The 17354-nt window shown below is 66.9% G+C and carries 11 protein-coding genes; 5 read left to right on the top strand and 6 right to left on the bottom strand.

Annotation, left to right across the window (positions count from 1 at the left end; genetic code table 11):
- Positions 1-46: 46 nt before the first annotated feature.
- Positions 47-2599, bottom strand: a complete 2553-nt coding sequence (pepN, locus tag AC13D8_RS10320; RefSeq protein ID WP_482968755.1) for an aminopeptidase N — start codon at positions 2597-2599, stop codon at positions 47-49.
- Between the two features lie 327 nt (positions 2600-2926).
- Between pepN and AC13D8_RS10315 the strand changes: the two genes are divergently transcribed.
- Positions 2927-3703, top strand: a complete 777-nt coding sequence (locus AC13D8_RS10315; protein WP_482968754.1) for a gamma-glutamyl-gamma-aminobutyrate hydrolase family protein — start codon at positions 2927-2929, stop codon at positions 3701-3703.
- 15 nt (positions 3704-3718) lie between these two features.
- Here AC13D8_RS10315 and AC13D8_RS10310 read toward each other — a convergent pair whose 3' ends face one another.
- The 4 genes from AC13D8_RS10310 to AC13D8_RS10295 all read right to left on the bottom strand — a co-directional run bounded on the left by AC13D8_RS10310 (position 3719) and on the right by AC13D8_RS10295 (position 10648).
- Positions 3719-5884, bottom strand: a complete 2166-nt coding sequence (locus tag AC13D8_RS10310; protein WP_482968753.1) for a Hint domain-containing protein — start codon at positions 5882-5884, stop codon at positions 3719-3721.
- A 187-nt stretch (positions 5885-6071) separates the two neighbouring features.
- Positions 6072-8516 (bottom strand): Hint domain-containing protein, encoded by a 2445-nt coding sequence (locus tag AC13D8_RS10305; protein WP_482968752.1) that lies wholly within the window; start codon positions 8514-8516, stop codon positions 6072-6074.
- Positions 8517-8691: 175 nt separating this feature from the next.
- The gene (kynU, locus tag AC13D8_RS10300; RefSeq protein ID WP_482968751.1) at positions 8692-9885 is read right to left on the bottom strand and encodes a kynureninase; all 1194 of its coding nucleotides are present in this window, start codon (positions 9883-9885) and stop codon (positions 8692-8694) included.
- Between the two features lie 10 nt (positions 9886-9895).
- Positions 9896-10648, bottom strand: a complete 753-nt coding sequence (locus AC13D8_RS10295) for an SDR family NAD(P)-dependent oxidoreductase (RefSeq protein WP_482968750.1) — start codon at positions 10646-10648, stop codon at positions 9896-9898.
- A gap of 467 nt (positions 10649-11115) precedes the next feature.
- Here AC13D8_RS10295 and AC13D8_RS10290 point away from each other — a divergent pair, with 467 nt between their 5' ends.
- The 3 genes from AC13D8_RS10290 (at position 11116) to AC13D8_RS10280 (ending at position 14769) form a co-directional block, all read left to right on the top strand.
- Positions 11116-11568: a methyltransferase family protein gene (locus tag AC13D8_RS10290; RefSeq protein WP_482968749.1), complete on the top strand. Its 453-nt coding sequence runs from the start codon at positions 11116-11118 to the stop codon at positions 11566-11568.
- 128 nt (positions 11569-11696) lie between these two features.
- Complete coding sequence (locus tag AC13D8_RS10285) at positions 11697-13271, top strand: Re/Si-specific NAD(P)(+) transhydrogenase subunit alpha (RefSeq protein WP_482968748.1); 1575 nt, start codon at positions 11697-11699, stop codon at positions 13269-13271.
- 13 nt (positions 13272-13284) lie between these two features.
- Positions 13285-14769: an NAD(P)(+) transhydrogenase (Re/Si-specific) subunit beta gene (locus AC13D8_RS10280; protein WP_104018859.1), complete on the top strand. Its 1485-nt coding sequence runs from the start codon at positions 13285-13287 to the stop codon at positions 14767-14769.
- A gap of 71 nt (positions 14770-14840) precedes the next feature.
- Here the strand turns inward: AC13D8_RS10280 and AC13D8_RS10275 are convergent, their stop codons facing one another.
- Positions 14841-15743, bottom strand: coding sequence for a DMT family transporter (locus tag AC13D8_RS10275; protein WP_482968747.1), 903 nt, complete (start codon positions 15741-15743; stop codon positions 14841-14843).
- A gap of 294 nt (positions 15744-16037) precedes the next feature.
- Between AC13D8_RS10275 and AC13D8_RS10270 the strand changes: the two genes are divergently transcribed.
- Entirely contained in the window at positions 16038-17318 is a 1281-nt protein-coding gene (locus AC13D8_RS10270) for a DUF3422 family protein (protein ID WP_482968746.1), read from the top strand.
- The last annotated feature ends 36 nt before the right edge of the window (positions 17319-17354 follow it).

Here is a 17354-nt window from a genome sequence, read left to right as displayed (position 1 = left end):
TTGGGTGAAGGCGGGGAATTGCCGACGCGGCCCGCGCCGGGCCCGGTCAGGCCTCGCGTATGCGGCCCAGCATCTCGGCGGTGTCGCGGCTGAGCCCCGGTGCGGCGAGGATGCGGTCGATCTGCGCGAGAATCATGTCCTGCCGTTCCGCGTCGTAGCGCCGCCATGTCTCAAAGGCCGCGCACATGCGCGCCGTTGTCTGGGGATTGAGCGGGTCAAGCGCGATGAGCATATCCGCCATCAGCCGGTAGCCGCGCCCCGAAACATGGTGGAACCCGGCGGGAAATCCGGCCAGCGCGCCCAGCACCGCGCGAAAGCGGTTGGGGTTGCGGATGGTGAAATCGGGATGTTCGGTGAGGCGCGCCGCGGTCTCGGCGGCCTCGGCAGGACCGGCGGTGAGGATCTGCATCCCGAACCACTTGTCGAGCACCAGCCGGTCGTGCCGCCATTGCCGGTAGAAGGCGTCCGACACCTCTGTGCCCTTGCCCGCGCGCAGCAGGCAGCCGAGCGCCGCGAGTTGCTGGGTCATGTTGTCCGCGGCGTCGTATTGCACCAGCGCCCGCGCGCCCCCATCGCGCCGCGTGATGAGGCCGAGCACGGCGTTGGCCAGCGCCCGCGCGCCGGCCTGATCGGGGTCGGGGCGGTAGGGGGCGCTGACCTGATGGGCCGTGTAGAGCGCGTCGAGCGTGCCCTGCATGGCGTCGGCGCGGGTGATGTCGAGCGCCTCGCGCGCCTCCCAGATGGCCTGCGGGTCGGGCGTCTCGCCCGCCTCGGACAGAGCCTGCGCCAGTTCGTCCTCGCCCGGCAGGCCGAGGGCGAGGGCGCGGAAGGCCGGGTCGAGCGCCTCGTCGCGCAGCATGGTGTGCACCGCGTCGAGATAGGCCGGGTCGGGGGCCGCGCCGTCGCGGATCATGGCCAGCAGCGTCTCGCGCGCCAGTGCGCGCCCGGCCTCCCACTTGTTGAAGGGGTCGGTGTCGTGGGCGAGCAGGAAGGCGCGTTCGGCATTGGTGGTCTCGCGCTCGACGATCACGGGGGCCGAGAAATCGCGCAGGATCGAGGGCACGGGCCGGGCCGCGAGCCCGTCGAAGGAAAAGCTCTGCTGCGCCTCGGTCATCTCGAGGACGCGGGTGGGGACCACCTCGTCGCCATTGGGGCCGAGCAGGCCGACGGCGATGGGAATGACGCGGGGGGATTTGTCGGGCTGGCCCGGCGTGGGCGGTGTTTCCTGTTCAAAATGAAGGGTATAGGTGCCGTTCTCGAAGCTGTCGGTGACGCGCAGGCGCGGCGTGCCCGCCTGCGCATACCAGCGCTTGAACTGTGCGAGATCGCGGCCGGTCGCATCCTCGAACACCTGAAGCCAATCCTCGATGGTGCAGGCCTGACCGTCATGGCGGGTGAAGTAGAGATCGAGGGCCTTGTAATAGTCTTCGTCGCCCACAAGCCGCTTGAGCATACCGATGAGCTCTGCCCCCTTCTCATAGACGGTCGCGGTGTAGAAGTTGTTGATCTCGATGAAGCTTTCGGGTCGGACGGGGTGGGCGAGGGGGCCTGCATCCTCGCGGAACTGGCGCGCGCGGAGCGCGATCACGTCGGAGATGCGCTTGACCGGGGCCGAGCGCATGTCGGCGGTGAACTGGCTGTCGCGATAGACGGTCAGCCCCTCCTTGAGGCAAAGCTGAAACCAGTCGCGGCAGGTGATGCGGTTGCCCGTCCAGTTGTGGAAATACTCATGCGCGATGATTGCCTCGATCCGCTCGAAATTGGCATCCGTGGCGGTCTCGGGGCTGGCCAGCACGCAGGAGGAGTTGAAGATGTTGAGCCCCTTGTTCTCCATCGCGCCCATGTTGAAATCGTCCACCGCGACGATGTTGAACAGGTCGAGATCGTATTCGCGGCCATAGACCTCCTCGTCCCATGTCATGGATTTCTTGAGCGCCTCCATGCCGAAGGCGCATTTGTCCTCGTCGCCGGGGCGCACCCAGATGTTGAGATCGACCTCGCGGCCAGAGCGGGTGGTGAAGCGGTCGGGATGCGCCACGAGATCCCCCGCCACCAGCGCGAAGAGATAGGCCGGTTTCGGCCACGGATCGTGCCATTCCGCCCAGCCGTCGCCTTGCGCCACAGGGTTGCCGTTGGACAGCATGACCGGCATGTCGCCCTCGATGCGCACGGTAAAGACGCCCATCACGTCGGGGCGGTCGGGGTAGTAGGTGATCTTGCGAAAGCCCTCGGCCTCGCATTGTGTGCAGAACATGCCGTTCGAGAGATACAGCCCCTCAAGCGCGGTGTTGGCCGCCGGGTCGATTTCGACCTCGGCCTCGAAGGTGAAGGGCGCGTCGGGGACATCGGCGGTGAGACCTGTTTCTGTCACCTCGGGCGAGATGGTCGTACCGTCGATGCGCGCGCCGATCAGGCGCAGGTTCTCGCCATGCAGAAAGAACGTGCGCGATGCGGCGTCAGGGTTGGGGTGAAACGCTATCTTGCTGATAACGCGGGTTTTTTCCGGGTCGAGGTGAAAGGTCAGGTGCACCGCGTCCACGAGATAGGCGGGTGGCGTGTAATCCCTCAGATAGATGGGCTGGGGTGCGGCGTCCTTCATCCGGTCTCTCCTGCAAGCGTCGGCGCGACCCTAGGCGGATCGGAGAGGGGCTGCAACGGGGCGTTCCCCCGGCGCGGGCGGGCGGTGACGGCGCAGCGGGGCGCGGTGTGGACGACGCGACCGGGGCCCGCCGGGATGCGGATGGCGGGGGTCCGGCCACGCCACCCACGCGCGCATCATGGCGGGAAAAAATGAGCAAACCGTCAACCACCCTGCGCAAATCCGCGTCATCGCACGGGCACCTGTGCGCGGAGTGCCCTTTCGTTATTTCGTTTCGCGCTATACCTTGATTTATATCGTGCAGCAGAGCCACCAAGAAGGACTACCATGGCGCGCCCCGTCGTCGGCATCATCGGCAACAGCTACGAGATCAACGACCGCTACCCGGCCCATGCCGGAGGCACGATCAACTCGGCCGCCGTGGCGGAAGTGGCCGATTGCGTGCCGCTCATCATTCCGAGCGATCCGCGCTTCGTCTCGGTGGCCGAGCTGATGGAGGTGTGCGATGGGTTCCTGCTGACCGGCGGGCGGCCCAACGTCCATCCCGAGGAATACGGCGAGACACCGACCGAGGCGCATGGCGCGTTCGACCGCGCGCGCGACGCGATCAGCCTGCCGCTGGTGCGCGCCTGCGTGGCGCGGGGGCAGCCGTTCCTGGGCATTTGCCGCGGTTTCCAGGAGGTCAACGTCGCGATGGGTGGCACTCTGCACCCCGAGATCCGCGAGCTGCCGGGGCGCGACAATCACCGCATGCCGCCCGAGGGCACCATGGAAGAGCAGTTCGCCCTGCGCCACAAGGTGCGGTTTCAGCCCGGCGGCGTGTTTCACCGGCTGATGGGGGCCGAGGAAGTGATGACCAACACGCTGCACGGGCAGGGTGTGATCGCCGCCGGGCGCGATATCGTGATCGACGGCTGGGCGCATGACGACACGCCCGAGGCGCTCTATGTGCGCGGTGCGCCGGGCTTTACCCTGTCGGTGCAGTGGCACCCGGAGTGGAATGCGGCCAACGACCCGGTCAGCCGCCCGCTGTTTACCGCCTTCGGCGATGCGGTGCGGGATTGGGCGGCGAAGGCGGGCACGCCGCTGCGGCAGATGGCCTGAGCGTCAGACGCGCGGTCAGGCGGCGCAGTCCGCGAGGCGTTCGCGCAGCAGGGTCGCCTCGCGGGCGCGCAGGCAGGGGCGCGCGGTTTCACGGTGGCGCGACGCGGTGCTGCGCAGTTCCGGGAAGATCGCGAACAGTTCCTCGCGCGCGGCGACGTCCACCGCCGAAAGTGCCGCGTCGCCGGCAAAGAAGCTCTCGGTGGCGAAGCCCTCGGCATAGATCACCTCGTGGCGGTCGAACATCAGGTGGATGTAGGTGACTGCCTTGCAAGGTGCGATGCAGGCATCGGTGCCGCCCAACAGATGCTTGGCGGCGACCAGCACCTCGTCGCAGCCGAACAGCAGTTCGGCATGGTAGCCGGTGACGAGCAGGCGGTGTTGCGGCGATACCAGTAACCCGCCCGTCCCGGTGCCGAAGATCGCAGGACCCACGCGCACGGGTGCGAACGCGCCGCGTCCCGGCACGGTGCGCCGCCCGGTCCAGCGCACGGGCCGCGGCCCGTGATCGCGGGTGATGACCATGTCGCCCGGTCGCAGCGTCTCGACCGGGCGCTCGCCGCGGGGGGTGAGGATGCGCGTGCCGGGGGTGAAGCAGATGATGTTCTCGATCTCGGAGAACGTCACGAGCGTGCCGTCGGGCAGGGTGAAATTGCCCGACAGCCCGCCCGCGTCATCGTCTTCGTTGGTGAAGGTGATGTCGCCCTGTCCCACGTCCGGTGTGAGGATCAGCGTATCGCCGTCGGTCTCGTCGCCCTCGCCGCCGGTGATGTCGATGGCCCCGCTCTCGCCCTCGACCTCGGCGAGGGTGAAGGTGTCGTCGCCCTCGCCGCCCTCGGCGCTGTCGCCCTGCGCGATGAGAAAGCTGTCGTTGCCCGTGCCGCCGATGAGGGTGTCGGCCCCGGCCCCGCCGTCGATCACGTCATCGCCCGCGCCGCCATCGACGGTATCGTTGCCCGCGCCCGACAGGATGGTGTCATCGCCGCCGCCGCCCTGAACGGAATCGTCGTTGGAGGCGTCGGAGTGGTCCAGGGCGTCGATCATGTCGCCCTCGGGATCGCCCGTGTAGTCGGTGTCGATCACCTCGCCCGCGCCGGTGCCTTCGACGATGAAATCGGGCGGCGTGGTCGTGGTTTCGATGCTGACGAAGCCGGTGGCGGGGGTGCCGTTCCCGTCCACCGTGGAATAGGTAAATGTGTTGGTTCCGATATCGCCGTCCGTGGTGATGGCGATGGTGCCGTCGGCGTTGAGCGTGACCTGCTCGCCGGTGGCGAGGGTGACGGTATCGCCGGGACTGACGGCGGTATTGTCGATATGGGTGATGGTGTGCCCGTCGCCCTGGTCGTTGGCGAGAATGTTGTGGATCTGCGTGGTGTTGGGGCCCTGCGCCAGCGTGTCAAGCTCGGCGATGTTCATCGTCTGAACCGAGTCGGCCATGATGAGCAGGTTGGAATCATACACGCCGTCGCCGCCATCGCCGATGGCGATGCGGATGTCGTTTTCCTCGCCCGGGTTGACCGGGGCGGTCAGCGACAGCACCACGGTGGTGCCGTCCATCTCGGTGTTGAACTGGTCGCCGGCGTTGTCGCGGTAGAGGTTGGCGTTGGACGTGTCGTTGATCGTGTCGATGGTGATGTCGGTGCTGCCGCCTTGTGCGAGCTCCAACGGGACATAGGCCCCGTTGACCCAGACGCCCACCGCGTCGTTGAAGCCCGAGTTGACGTATTCCAGGTATTCCTCGGAGGAGAACACGAGCTGCATGGTCAGCGTGTCGCCCTCGGGCACGAAGGTGGCGTCGAGGATGGCGGCGTCGAATATCTGCTGTCCCGAAATCGCTTCGAGCTGGTCATCGCCGCCGCTGTACTGGTCATCGTCGTCGTCGTCGTCGTCCCCGTCGTCTTCGCCATCGCTACCCCAGTCGGTCGAGGTGTCGGGAGCGGTGTTGGTGTTCAGTAGGCTGAGACTGTTGGTGAAATCCGTCACGCGCCCGGTCGAGAGGATCACGCCCTCGTCGCCGGGGCTGATCTCGCCCAGGGTGCCGGTGCCGCCCGAGTAGGTGCCCGAGGCCCCCCCGGCGCCGCTGTAGCTTGCCGAGACGACGGTGACGCCGTCACCGAACATGGTGTTGGCCATGTCCATCGCGGTGGCAGAGGTGTTGACGTTTAGCTCGCTTGCAATGGGCATGACATCACTTTCCAGCTCGGATAACGCGGCCGCGCCGAGAGGCGGCGCAGTCTAGACCGCCGGTTCACTCCAGATGGTTAATGCCTCCGTTTGGCCTGCATTTGGCGCGGTCGAGGCAATTCGACGGCGGGGCAGGGATATCGTGTCGGCATCTTGTCGGGATTGCGTCGGTATCCGTGCCGCCCGGTCACGCGGCGGGCATCAAGAGCCGCGCCTCGTGGCGGCGCAGGCAGGGGCGCGCGGTGGGACCATAGCTCTCTGGGTGGGAGCGTAATTCGGGAAAGAGCGCGAAGAGCTCTTCGCGCGCGCCCCCGGCGATGGCCGAGAGGCCGATATCGCCGACATGAAAGCTCTCGGTCGCGGCGCCCTCGGCATAGATCACCTCGTGGCGGTCGAACATCAGGTGGATGTAGGTGACCGCCGCCTGATCGGTCTGCGTCACCGCCTGTCCGTCCACCAGGTGCTTGGCGGCGATCAGCACCTCGTCGCAGCCAAAGAGCAACTCGGCCTTGTAGCCGGTGAACAGGAACCGGTGCTGTGGCGACACGGTGAGCGGCGCGCACGCCCCGTCGAGCACATGCGCGGCCACGTGGACCGGTGCGAAGCGGCCAGTGCCCGGCACCGTGCGTCGCCCGACCCAGCGCAGCGGCTGCGCCCCGTGATCGCGGGTGATGACCATGTCGCCGGGGCGCAGGCCCTCGACCGGGCGCTCGCCCTGTTCGGTGAGGATGCGGGCCCCCGGGGTGAAGCAGATGATGTTCTCGATCTCGGAGAAGCTGACCGCCGTGCCGTCGGACAGGGTGAAATTGCCCGACAGGCCGCCCGCCGCGTCGTCGGTATTGGTGAAGGTGATGTCGTCCTGGCCGACATCGGCGGTCAGTTGCAGCGTGTCGCCACCCGTCTCGCCGCCCTCGCCGCCGGTGATCGAGATCGTGCCGTCGCCGGTTTCCGTCTGGTTGCCGAGAATGAACAGATCATCGCCGTCGCCCCCCACCAGCGTGTCGTTTTCGCCCGCGACGAGCGTATCGTCGCCGCCGCCGCCGAACAGGAGGTCGGCCCCCGCGCCACCGTCGAGGCTGTCATCGCCCGCGGTCGTCTCGACCCCGAGGATGAGCGGGCTTTCATCGAGGCTCGTTTCGGTGCCGCCCGGTGCTGTGACCGTGCCCGACAACACCTCGCCCCCGGCGTTCTCCCAGACGCGCACCTCGATCGTGTAGGTCTGACCCGCCTCCAGCGTCACCTCGCCCCAGCGCGTGGTGGGGGCCTGGTGATAGTCGTTGTCGAGGAACGGGCCGTCATTGCCGGTCTGGTTGGTGAAGTCGAGCGGGTCGCCCTGCGAATCCAGGATGCGGAGGGTTGAGCCGTCGTCGGAGGTGGTGGTGAACCGGTAGGTGCCCGCATCGGGCGCGTAGAGCGTCGAGGTGAAGATGACGCCGAAATCGTTGGGATCGCCCTGCCCGGTGGCCGCCTGACCAAGCGCGTCGATATCGAGCGTGTCCTGCGTGCCAGAGCCTGCGAGCGTGCCGTTCTCGATGGTGAAGGCCTGCCCGTTGGCCGAGGAAAAATCCTGCGTGTAGACCTCGTAGGCCCAGCGGGCGCTGGTGCCGTCGCCGTAGAGCTCGTCGTCGCCGCCACCGCCAAGCACGGTGTCATTATCCGCCCCGCCGATCAGCGTATCGCCGCCGTCAAGCCCGTCGATGAAATCATTGCCCGCGCCGCCGTCGATGTAATTGGTGGTGTTGCCGCCGTCATAAACGCCGTCAAAGCCGGTCAGCGTGTCGTTGAAATCCGATCCGATGATTCCGTCGATTCCAGAGCCGGTATCGCCCTCCGCATCGCCGCCACCATAGGTGCCGGTGCTGAGATCGACATTCACTGCCGCGTCCGAGGCGGAATAATCGACAATATCAAGCGCGGCACCGCCACTAAGCGTATCCGCACCCGCGCCGCCAATCAGCGTGTCATCGCCGTCCGCGCCAACAAGGCTGTCATCGCCATCGCCGCCATGGATCGAATCGTTGCCGGTGCCGCCGGACACCGTGTCATCGCCTGCGCCCGCGAATACGGTGTCATTGCCTGCCCCCGCCAGGACAGTGTCATTGCCCCCGCCGACGGAGTCGCCGTCGGCATCCACGTAGCTCGCGTCGATATTGTCATCGCCTGTGGTCCCGTCGACCTCGAACCCGGCCTCCACATAGTCGTCGATGCTGAAAGCCGGATTGCCCGCGGTCACATCGGGATCGGTGTCATGGTCGAGCGTCTCATAGCTGCGCCCGGTGACAAGCGGCGTCTCTGACAGGGTATAATAGCCGGTCGCGCTGCCGCTGGTGACTCGGAACGTTATGACGTTGAACGTATCGCCGGTGACCGTATCGCGCAGGGTCCAGCTTTCTTCGGCATAGATGCCCGCTCCAGTCGAGGTGTCGCCGCCAACCGTGATGTCTGCAGTGGCGCTCTCGCCGCCCGACCCGCTGCTGTCGATGGTCTGGCCTTCGAGGCCCGGCTCGTTGTCGGTAATCGTCGCGGTGCCGGACGGATTGGCCTCTCCGGTCCAGCTCGCGGTATTGCCGACCGTTCCGGACAGGATGAACAACGGGTCGTTGTTGTAGATATTCACCGTGTATGTCGGCACTGCCTGTTCCTTCCTCATCGCCGCTGGTCTGCGCCAACTGGCTGGACGGGATTTGCGTTGTTTCCCGTCTTGTTTCCAAAACGGATACAGTGCCGGTGCGGCCGCAATGGGTGCACATTCTGTTCAAATTGGGGCGTATTGTGTCGAATCTCGGGTCAGTCGGAGGGCCGGACGCTCAGGTCACGGCGTTGCGTCTGCGATGGGCCGGATCGTCCCAGAGGCGGCCCTGCATCACCTCCGTCAGGATGCGGGTGGCTGCCCGCACCTCCGCTTCGCCGACATAGAGCGGCGTGAAACCGAAGCGCATGATGTCGGGCGCGCGGAAATCGCCGATCACGCCGCGCGCGATCAGTGCCTGCATGGCGGCATAGCCCTCTTTGAATCGGAACGAGACCTGGCTGCCGCGCCGCGACGGATCGCGCGGGCTGGCCAGCGTGAGCATCGGGCAGGCGGCTTCGACGCCGGTGATGAACATCTCGCTGAGCGCAATGGAGCGCGCGCGCAAATCCGCCATGTCCACCCTGTCCCAGACATCGAGCGCGGCTTCGAGCGCGGCCATGGCGAGCACCGGTGGCGTGCCCACGCGCATCCGCTCGATGCCCGCGCCCGGGCGGTAGGCGGGCTCGAAGTCAAAGGGCGCATCGTGACCCAGCCAGCCCGAGAGCGCCGGAAAGGCCGTGTCCGCATGGCGCGGGGCGACGTAGATGAAGGCGGGCGCGCCGGGGCCGCCGTTTAGATACTTGTAGGTGCAGCCGACGGCGAAATCCGCGCCTGTCCCTGCCACGTCCACCGGCAGCGCGCCTGCGCTATGCGCCAGATCCCAGACCGTGAGCGCCCCTGCCGCGTGGGCGCGCGCCGTCAGGTCGGCCATGTCGTGGAGCCGCCCGGTGCGGTAATCCACCTCGGTGAGCAGCGTCACGGCGACCTCTTCGGTGATGGCGTCGGCCACCTCTTCGGGGGCGACGACGCGCAGCTCAAGGCCGCGGTCCAGCGCCCGGATCAGCCCCTCGGCCATGTAGAGATCGGAAGGGAAATTGCCGCTGTCGGAGAGGATCACGCGACGGTCGGGGCGCAGGTCGAGCGCGGCGGCGAGCGCCTGGTAGACCTTGATCGACAGCGTGTCGCCGAGGACCACATACCCCGCCTCCGCCCCGATCAGCCGCCCGATCCGGTCGCCCAGGGCGCGCGGTTGCGCCATCCATCCGGCGCGGTTCCAGCCAGTGATGAGCATCTCGCCCCACTCGTCCTGCATCGCCCGTGCCATCCGGGCGCTGGCCGCGCGGGGCAGGGGGCCGAGCGAGTTGCCGTCGAGATAGATCACCCCCTCGGGGAGGTGGAACATGGCGCGCGTTGCCTCGAAATCGGTCATCCCGTGCCCCCTAGACCTGTCCGCCCGCGATCTCGATGCACTGGCCGTTGACGCTGCTCGATCCCGGGCCGCACAGCCATAGCACGGCCTGCGCCACCTCGTCGGGGGCGATCAGGCGGTTGTGGCGATTGGTGGCGATCATGGTGGCGCGGGCGGCATCCTCGGTCACGCCCGCCCGCGCGGCGATCGAGGCCACGTTGCGGCTGACGATCTCGGTATCCACATAGCCGGGGCAGACCGCGTTGAAGGTGAGGGCCGTGCCGAGGTAATCCTCGCTAAGGGCGCGCACGAGGCCGATCAGCCCGTGCTTGGACGCGGTGTAGGCCGACGCGCCCTTGAGCCCCCGCAGTCCGGCGATGGAGGAGACGGCGACGACGCGGCCCCACTCGGCGCGGCGCATGTCGTGCAGACATTCGCGGATCGTCCAGAACGCCCCGTCGAGATTGGTGGCCATGATGCGCCGCCAGAAATCGGTATCGGTCTTGTGGAGCGCGCGACCCTCGGCGATGCCTGCGTTGGGGATGCAGACCTGCACCGGGCCGCGTGCCGCGACCGCTGCGGCCACGCCCTGGGTGACGCTCGCCTCGTCCGTCACGTCCATGACCTGCGGATGGAGGCGCGGGCCGGCCACGGCGTCGAGTACCTCCGCGCGGCGGCCCGTGATCGTGACCTCGGCCCCTGCATTGGCGAGTGCGCGGGCGATGGCGAGGCCGATGCCTGTGCCGCCGCCGGTGACGAGAGCGTGTTTGCCGTCGAGTGTCATGGGGCCTCCGGTTTGGTTGCGGGCAGCGTAGCGGTCACACGGGGAGGGGGGAAGGGGAAGGTGAGGGGGCCGGGTATGGCCTGTAGTGATCGTTGAGGTCTTGGTGACCATGCGCGGAGGCGCGCCCCGCGCGCCGCCGCGCATCGCCGGGCCGCCCCGTCGCACCAGAGGTGCGCCGATACAGGCGGCACGCCTTTGGCGTGACGGCCCGGCGATTAGGCTGCAACCTGCGCGCCGCTTGGGCCTTTTTCGGATTTGGCTGCCATAAAGTGCGGCAGAACGACCGTGGGATCGCCGCGCCTCGGCCCGTCAATGCGCGGCTAATGCGAATGGCGGCAACAGGCCAGATGCGCCCGCGATCCAAAGCGCCCTCGTCACTCCCGCTGGCACCGGGCGTCACGCGGTTTTTGACATCCCCGCCATCCCGTGCATGGTGCCATTGACACCTGTCCCGGAGAACCGCGCGAATGCTGAAATGGATCGACATGCCCCCCGTCTGGCTCGTGGGCTTTCTCGTGCTGGCGTGGGCACAGGCGACGTGGGCACCGATGGGCCTGAGCCTCGGCGGCGGATGGGTGGATTTCGCGGGCGGCGTGCTGGTGGGCGGCGGCGTGCTGCTGATCGCGCTGGCGGCAATGGAGTTCCGCAAGCACAAGACCACCATCGTGCCGCACGAGACACCCGAGCGGCTGATACAGTCGGGCATATTCAAACGATCACGCAACCCGATCTACGTGGGCGACGCGCTGATCCTCGCAGGATTCATCCTGCGCTGGGACGCGGTGCTGGCGCTGCCGCTGATCCCGGTTTTCGTCTGGGTGATCGAGCGACGATTCGTGATCCCCGAGGAGAACCGGATGCGCCGCACGTTCCGGGCCGATTTCGCCCGCTATTGCGAAAAAACCCGGCGTTGGCTGTAGCGCCTGCGGCAAACTTGATATCGCAAGTCGCAAAATAGTGTGAAATAACCGCTTTCGTGAAAACCGACCCGGCACCGGATGACCGGCGGCCATCGACAGACAGGATCTGCCAGAGGGGGACAGGAAACGTGAAGATCGGAACGCCAAAGGAGGTGATGGAGGGTGAGAACCGCGTCGCGATGACGCCGGACTCTGCGCTTCAGCTTCAGAAACTGGGATATGACTGCGCGATCGAGACCGGCGCGGGCGAGCGCGCGGGTTTCTCGGATGCGGCCTACGAGGAGGCCGGGGTCGAGATCATCAAGACCGCCGCCGCGCTGTGGAAGGCGAGCGACGTGGTCGCCAAGGTGCGCGTGCCCACCGAGACCGAGCTGAAACGGCTGCGCGAGGGGCAGACCCTGATTTCGTTCTTCAACCCCGGCGGCAACGAGGCCGGGCTGGAAACCGCCGCCAAGAAGGGCGCCACCGTCATCGCGATGGAGATGGTGCCGCGCATCAGCCGCGCGCAGAAGATGGACGCGCTGAGCTCGATGGCCAATATCGCGGGCTACCGCGCGGTGATCGAGGCGGGCAATAATTTCGGTCGCTTTTTCACCGGGCAGATCACGGCGGCGGGCAAGGTGCCTCCGGCCAAGGTGCTCGTGGTGGGCGCCGGCGTCGCCGGGCTGGCCGCCATCGGCACGGCCACCAGCCTCGGCGCGATCACCTACGCGTTCGACGTGCGGCCGGAAGTGGCCGAGCAGGTGGAATCGATGGGCGCCGAGTTCGTCTATCTCGATTTCGAGGAAGAACAGCAGGACGGATCGGCCTCGGGCGGCTATGCCTCGGTGTCGAGCCCGGAATTCCGCGAGGCGCAGCTTGCCAAGTTCCGCGAGTTGGCGCCGGAGGTGGATATCGTGATCACCACCGCGCTCATTCCCAACCGCGAGGCGCCGGAGCTGTGGACCGAGGACATGGTGAAATCCATGAAGCGTGGCTCGGTGATCGTCGATCTGGCCGCCGAGAAAGGTGGCAACTGCAAGCTCACCGTCGCCGACGACAAGATCGTGACGGAAAACGGCGTCACCATCATCGGTTATACCGATTTCCCGAGCCGGATGGCGACGCAGGCCAGCACGCTCTATGCCACCAACATCCGCCACATGATGACCGACCTGACCCCCGAGAAGGACGGGCAGGCCGTGCATGACATGGAGGATGACGTGATCCGTGGCTCCACCGTGACGCACAAGGGCGAGATCACCTGGCCGCCGCCACCGCCCAAGGTGGCCGCGATTGCCGCTGCGCCCGCGAAGGAAAAGCCAAAGGAACTGACCGCCGAAGAAAAACGCGCGCAGGAGATCGCGGCGTTCAAGGCGCAGACCAAGAGGCAGGTGACGCTGCTGGCCATCGGGGGCGCGCTGGTGCTTGGCGTCGGGCTCGTGGCGCCGGCGAGCTTCATGCAGCATTTCATCGTGTTCCTGCTGGCGGTGTTCGTCGGTTTCCAGGTGATCTGGAATGTCAGCCACAGCCTGCACACGCCGCTGATGGCGGTCACGAACGCGATTTCGTCGATCATCATCCTCGGCGCGCTGATACAGATCGGGTCGAGCTCAATCTTCATCACGATCCTCGCCGCGCTCGCGGTGTTCATGGCCGCGATCAACATCTTCGGCGGCTTTCTCGTGACACGGCGGATGCTCGCCATGTTCCAGAAATCATAAGGCGGAGGGGATCATGGATTTCGGATTCACGATAGCGGCCTATGCGGTCGCGGCGGTTCTCTTCATCCTCAGCCTTGGGGGGTTGAGCGGACAGGAAAGCGCCAAGCGCGCCATCTGGTACGGGATCGCGGGCATGACCATCGCCGTTCTGGCGACGATGGCCGGTCCGGGGCAGGGGCTGTGGCTCTTGTCGGTGGTGCTGATCGCCGGTGGCGCGGCGGTGGGGTATCAGCTCGCCACGCGGGTTCAGATGACGCAGATGCCCGAGCTGGTGGCGATCATGCACAGCCTCGTGGGCCTTGCGGCGGTGTTCGTGGGGTTCAATGCCGATCTCGAGCTGGGGCGCGTGGCGGAAGCGTTTGCCGACCAAGGGCTCGCCTTTCCCAGGCCCGAGGAGATCAGCGCGGAGGCCGCGGCATTCGCCAAGCAGTTTACCGGCTTTGCTGCCATCCTCGCCAAGAAGACGGCGGTGGAAGTGAATATCCTCAAGGTCGAGCTGATGCTCGGCATCTGGATCGGCGCGGTCACGTTCACCGGCTCGGTGATTGCCTATGGCAAGCTCGCCGGCAAGGTGGACGGCGCGGCCAGGAAGCTGCCGGGCGGGCATGTGCTCAACGCCGGTGCGGCGGCGCTGTCGCTGCTGTTCGCGGCGATGTATCTCGGCGGCGCGGGCGTGTGGACGCTGGTGCTGCTGACGCTCCTGGCGTTCTTTATCGGCTATCACCTGATCATGGGGATCGGCGGGGCCGACATGCCGGTGGTCGTCTCGATGCTCAACAGCTATTCGGGCTGGGCGGCGGCGGCGATCGGCTTCTCCTTGGGCAATGACCTGCTGATCGTCGTGGGCGCGCTGGTCGGCTCTTCCGGTGCGATCCTGAGCTACATCATGTGCAAGGCGATGAACCGGCAGTTTGTCAGCGTCATCCTCGGGGGCTTTGGCGGATCGCAGGGCCCTGCGGCCGAGATCGAGGGCGAACAGGTCGCCATCGACGCCGACGGCGTGGCGCAGGCATTGAACGAGGCCGACAGCGTGATCATCGTGCCGGGCTATGGCATGGCGGTGGCGCAGGCGCAGGGGGCAGTTTCGGACCTCACCTCCAAGCTGCGGGCAAAGGGCAAGACCGTGCGCTTTGCCATCCACCCGGTGGCCGGTCGCCTGCCAGGGCACATGAACGTGCTGCTGGCCGAGGCGAAGGTGCCCTACGACATCGTCATGGAGATGGACGAGATCAACGAGGACTTCCCCGACACGGATGTGGCGATCGTCATTGGCTCCAACGATATCGTCAACCCGGCGGCGCAGGACGACCCCAACAGCCCCATCGCCGGAATGCCGGTGCTGGAGGTGTGGAAGGCCAAGCAGGTGTTCGTCTCCAAGCGCGGGCAAGGCACCGGCTATTCCGGCATCGAGAATCCGCTGTTTTTCAAGGAGAACACGCGGATGTTCTATGGCGATGCCAAGGCCAGCGTGACGAGCCTGCTGCCGAAGATCGAGTAGGCATCTTTACAGGTCCGCGGTAGCGGAGGCGCGGCCTGCGGGTCGCGCCTCTTTTCATGGCGCGCGGTCTCTCAGCGCAAGGCCCGCGTGAGCATGCGCCAGGGCCGCCCGTCGATTGCGGCAAGTCCGGCACCGATCAGCGCCATTCCCATCATGTGCCGCAGGAGCAGCACCTCACCCAGGATGAGCGTGCCCAGCAGGATGGCACTGGCCGGGACAAGGAAGGTGACCAGGAGCAGGTTGGTCGCCCCCGCCGTCGCGAGGATGCGGAAGTAGAGCGTGTAGGCCAGCGCGGTCGACAGGGTGGCCACCCCGATCAGTGCGCCGATGGCTGCGACGCCGGGGGGCGCAAGGCCCCACGGGCGATCGACGATCAGCGCGAGCGGCAGCAGGATCAGGCTCGACGCGATGACCTGTCCGGTCGCCGTGGCCATCGGGCTGACCCCCATGCCGCGAAAGCGCCGCCCGAATATCCCCGCCAGCGCGTAGGAGACGGCGGCCATCAGGCACATGAGTTGCGCGGCCACGTGCACGCCCAGATCGCGCAGTGCCCCCACCCCGATCATCACCGCCACCCCCGCAAGGCCGATCAGCACACCGGTGATCTTGCCGCCGGTCATGCGTTCGTCGCGGGTCAGGACATGGGCCAGCAGCACGGTGAAGAGCGGCGTCGCGGCATTCAGGATCGAGGCCACGCCCGAGGCGATATGCTGCTGCCCCCAGACGATCAGCGAAAAGGGCAAGGCGTTGTTCATCAGTCCCATGCAGGCGAAGGCGATCCAGATGCGCCGCCTGCGCGGCAGGCGCTCGCCACGCAGTCGCAGAATTGCCATCAGGATGAGGGCGGCAAGGGCCACGCGGCCCACGACGACGCTCAGCACCGGCAGATCGCGCACCGCCACCTCGTTAAAGAAGAGGGACCCGCCCCAGACCGTGGCAAGTGCCAGAAGCATACCCCATTCGAGCGCGCTCATGGGGCGCTGTGACGGTGGTGCGGTCGGTGCTGATGTGTCTGAAATGCTCATGACGCCAGATGTGCCCCACAGGGAGCGGGGCTGACGACCCGTTTCCTGCGGATTTGCGTGCGCGGCGCATGACGCATTCGCCTTTGGCGCGGCGCGGGTTTTGGAGTATTTTCACCAAGAAGAAGCCCGAAGCCTGTGCGGTATACGGTTGTGTTCCGCTAAATCATTGGGTTTTCAGGGAAAACCTCTTTTGCGCGGATGCGTGGCGCGCTAAGGAACGGCACAGGATCAGGAGACCGGCCCATGCCCCCCATCGCCGACCATCCGCTGCGCTACGAGCTGACCAACGAGCTGCACGCGCGGCCCTTTCCCACCCTCGCCGCGCCCTGCACGGCGATCTATCTCGCCGTCAAGCGCGAGCAGGACGCCGCCAAGCGCGACCGCGCGGCCGATCTCGCGCATCTGACGTCACTACTCGACCGGTACGGGGCCAAGCACCCGCAGCCCGGTGCGACGCATTATTTCGGCGAGATCGGGCGGCACCGGCTCAAGTGGGAGAGCCATACCGAGATGGTGACCTACACGGTGTTCAGCGAGGGGGTGAGCGAGCGGCCCTTCGACCCGGCGGATTTCGACGTGTTCCCCGACGAGTGGCTGGCCGAGGCGCCGGGGCAGCGGATCACCTCGGCGATGATCCGGGTGGTGCCGTGGGAGAGCCGCGAGGGCGCGCGGACGGATATCGACCGCTGGTTCGTCCCGGAGAGCGTGGCGGTGGCGCGGGTGCTCGACGATGCCGGCGTGATCGCCGGCGATTTCCGGATCGACCCGGCGGGGCATTTGCGGTTCTCGCTGCATGTAGCCCCCGAGACCGGGCAGCGGCGGATCGGGCGGATCGTGCAGCGGCTGTGCGAGATCGAGACCTACAAGACAATGTCGATGCTGGGCTTTGCCCGGGTGCGCGAGATGAGCCGCCAGATGGGCGAGACCGACAGCCGCCTGAGCCGCCTGGTGGGCGACATGACCGCCGGCAGCCAGCCCGCCGAGGACACGCTCGACGGGCTGCTGGAGGTGTCGGCCGAGCTCGAGGCGCTGGTGGCGCAATCCTCGTTCCGGTTCGGGGCGACGGCGGCCTATGAGCAGATTGTGCATCAGCGGATCGGGGCGCTGCGCGAAGAGCGGTTCAACGGGCGGCAGACCTTCTACGAGTTCATGATGCGGCGATACGATCCGGCGATGCGCACCGTGGCGGCGACCAAGGACCGGCTCAAGGCGATGTCGGACCGGGCGATGCGGGCGGGCGATCTGCTACGTACCGGGGTGGATGTTGAACGCAGTGCGCAGAACCAGAGCCTGCTGGAGAGCATGGACCGCCGCGCCGACCTGCAACTGCGGTTGCAACGCACGGTCGAGGGGCTCAGCGTGGTGGCGATCAGCTATTACGCGGTGTCGCTGGCGGGCTACCTGCTCTATCCGGTGGCCGGCGTGATGGGGGTAAGCAAGGGCATGATCACCGCCGCCGTCACCCTGCCGGTGGTGGCCGCGGTGTGGTGGATGGTGCAGCGCATCCGCCGCAAGCTGCACTGACGCGTTGTCCTGAGGCGTTGCCATGCCGGGGCCGGG

Source organism: Roseovarius sp. B-10 (assembly GCF_056859295.1).
This window is presented reverse-complemented; position numbering and strand designations above follow the sequence as displayed.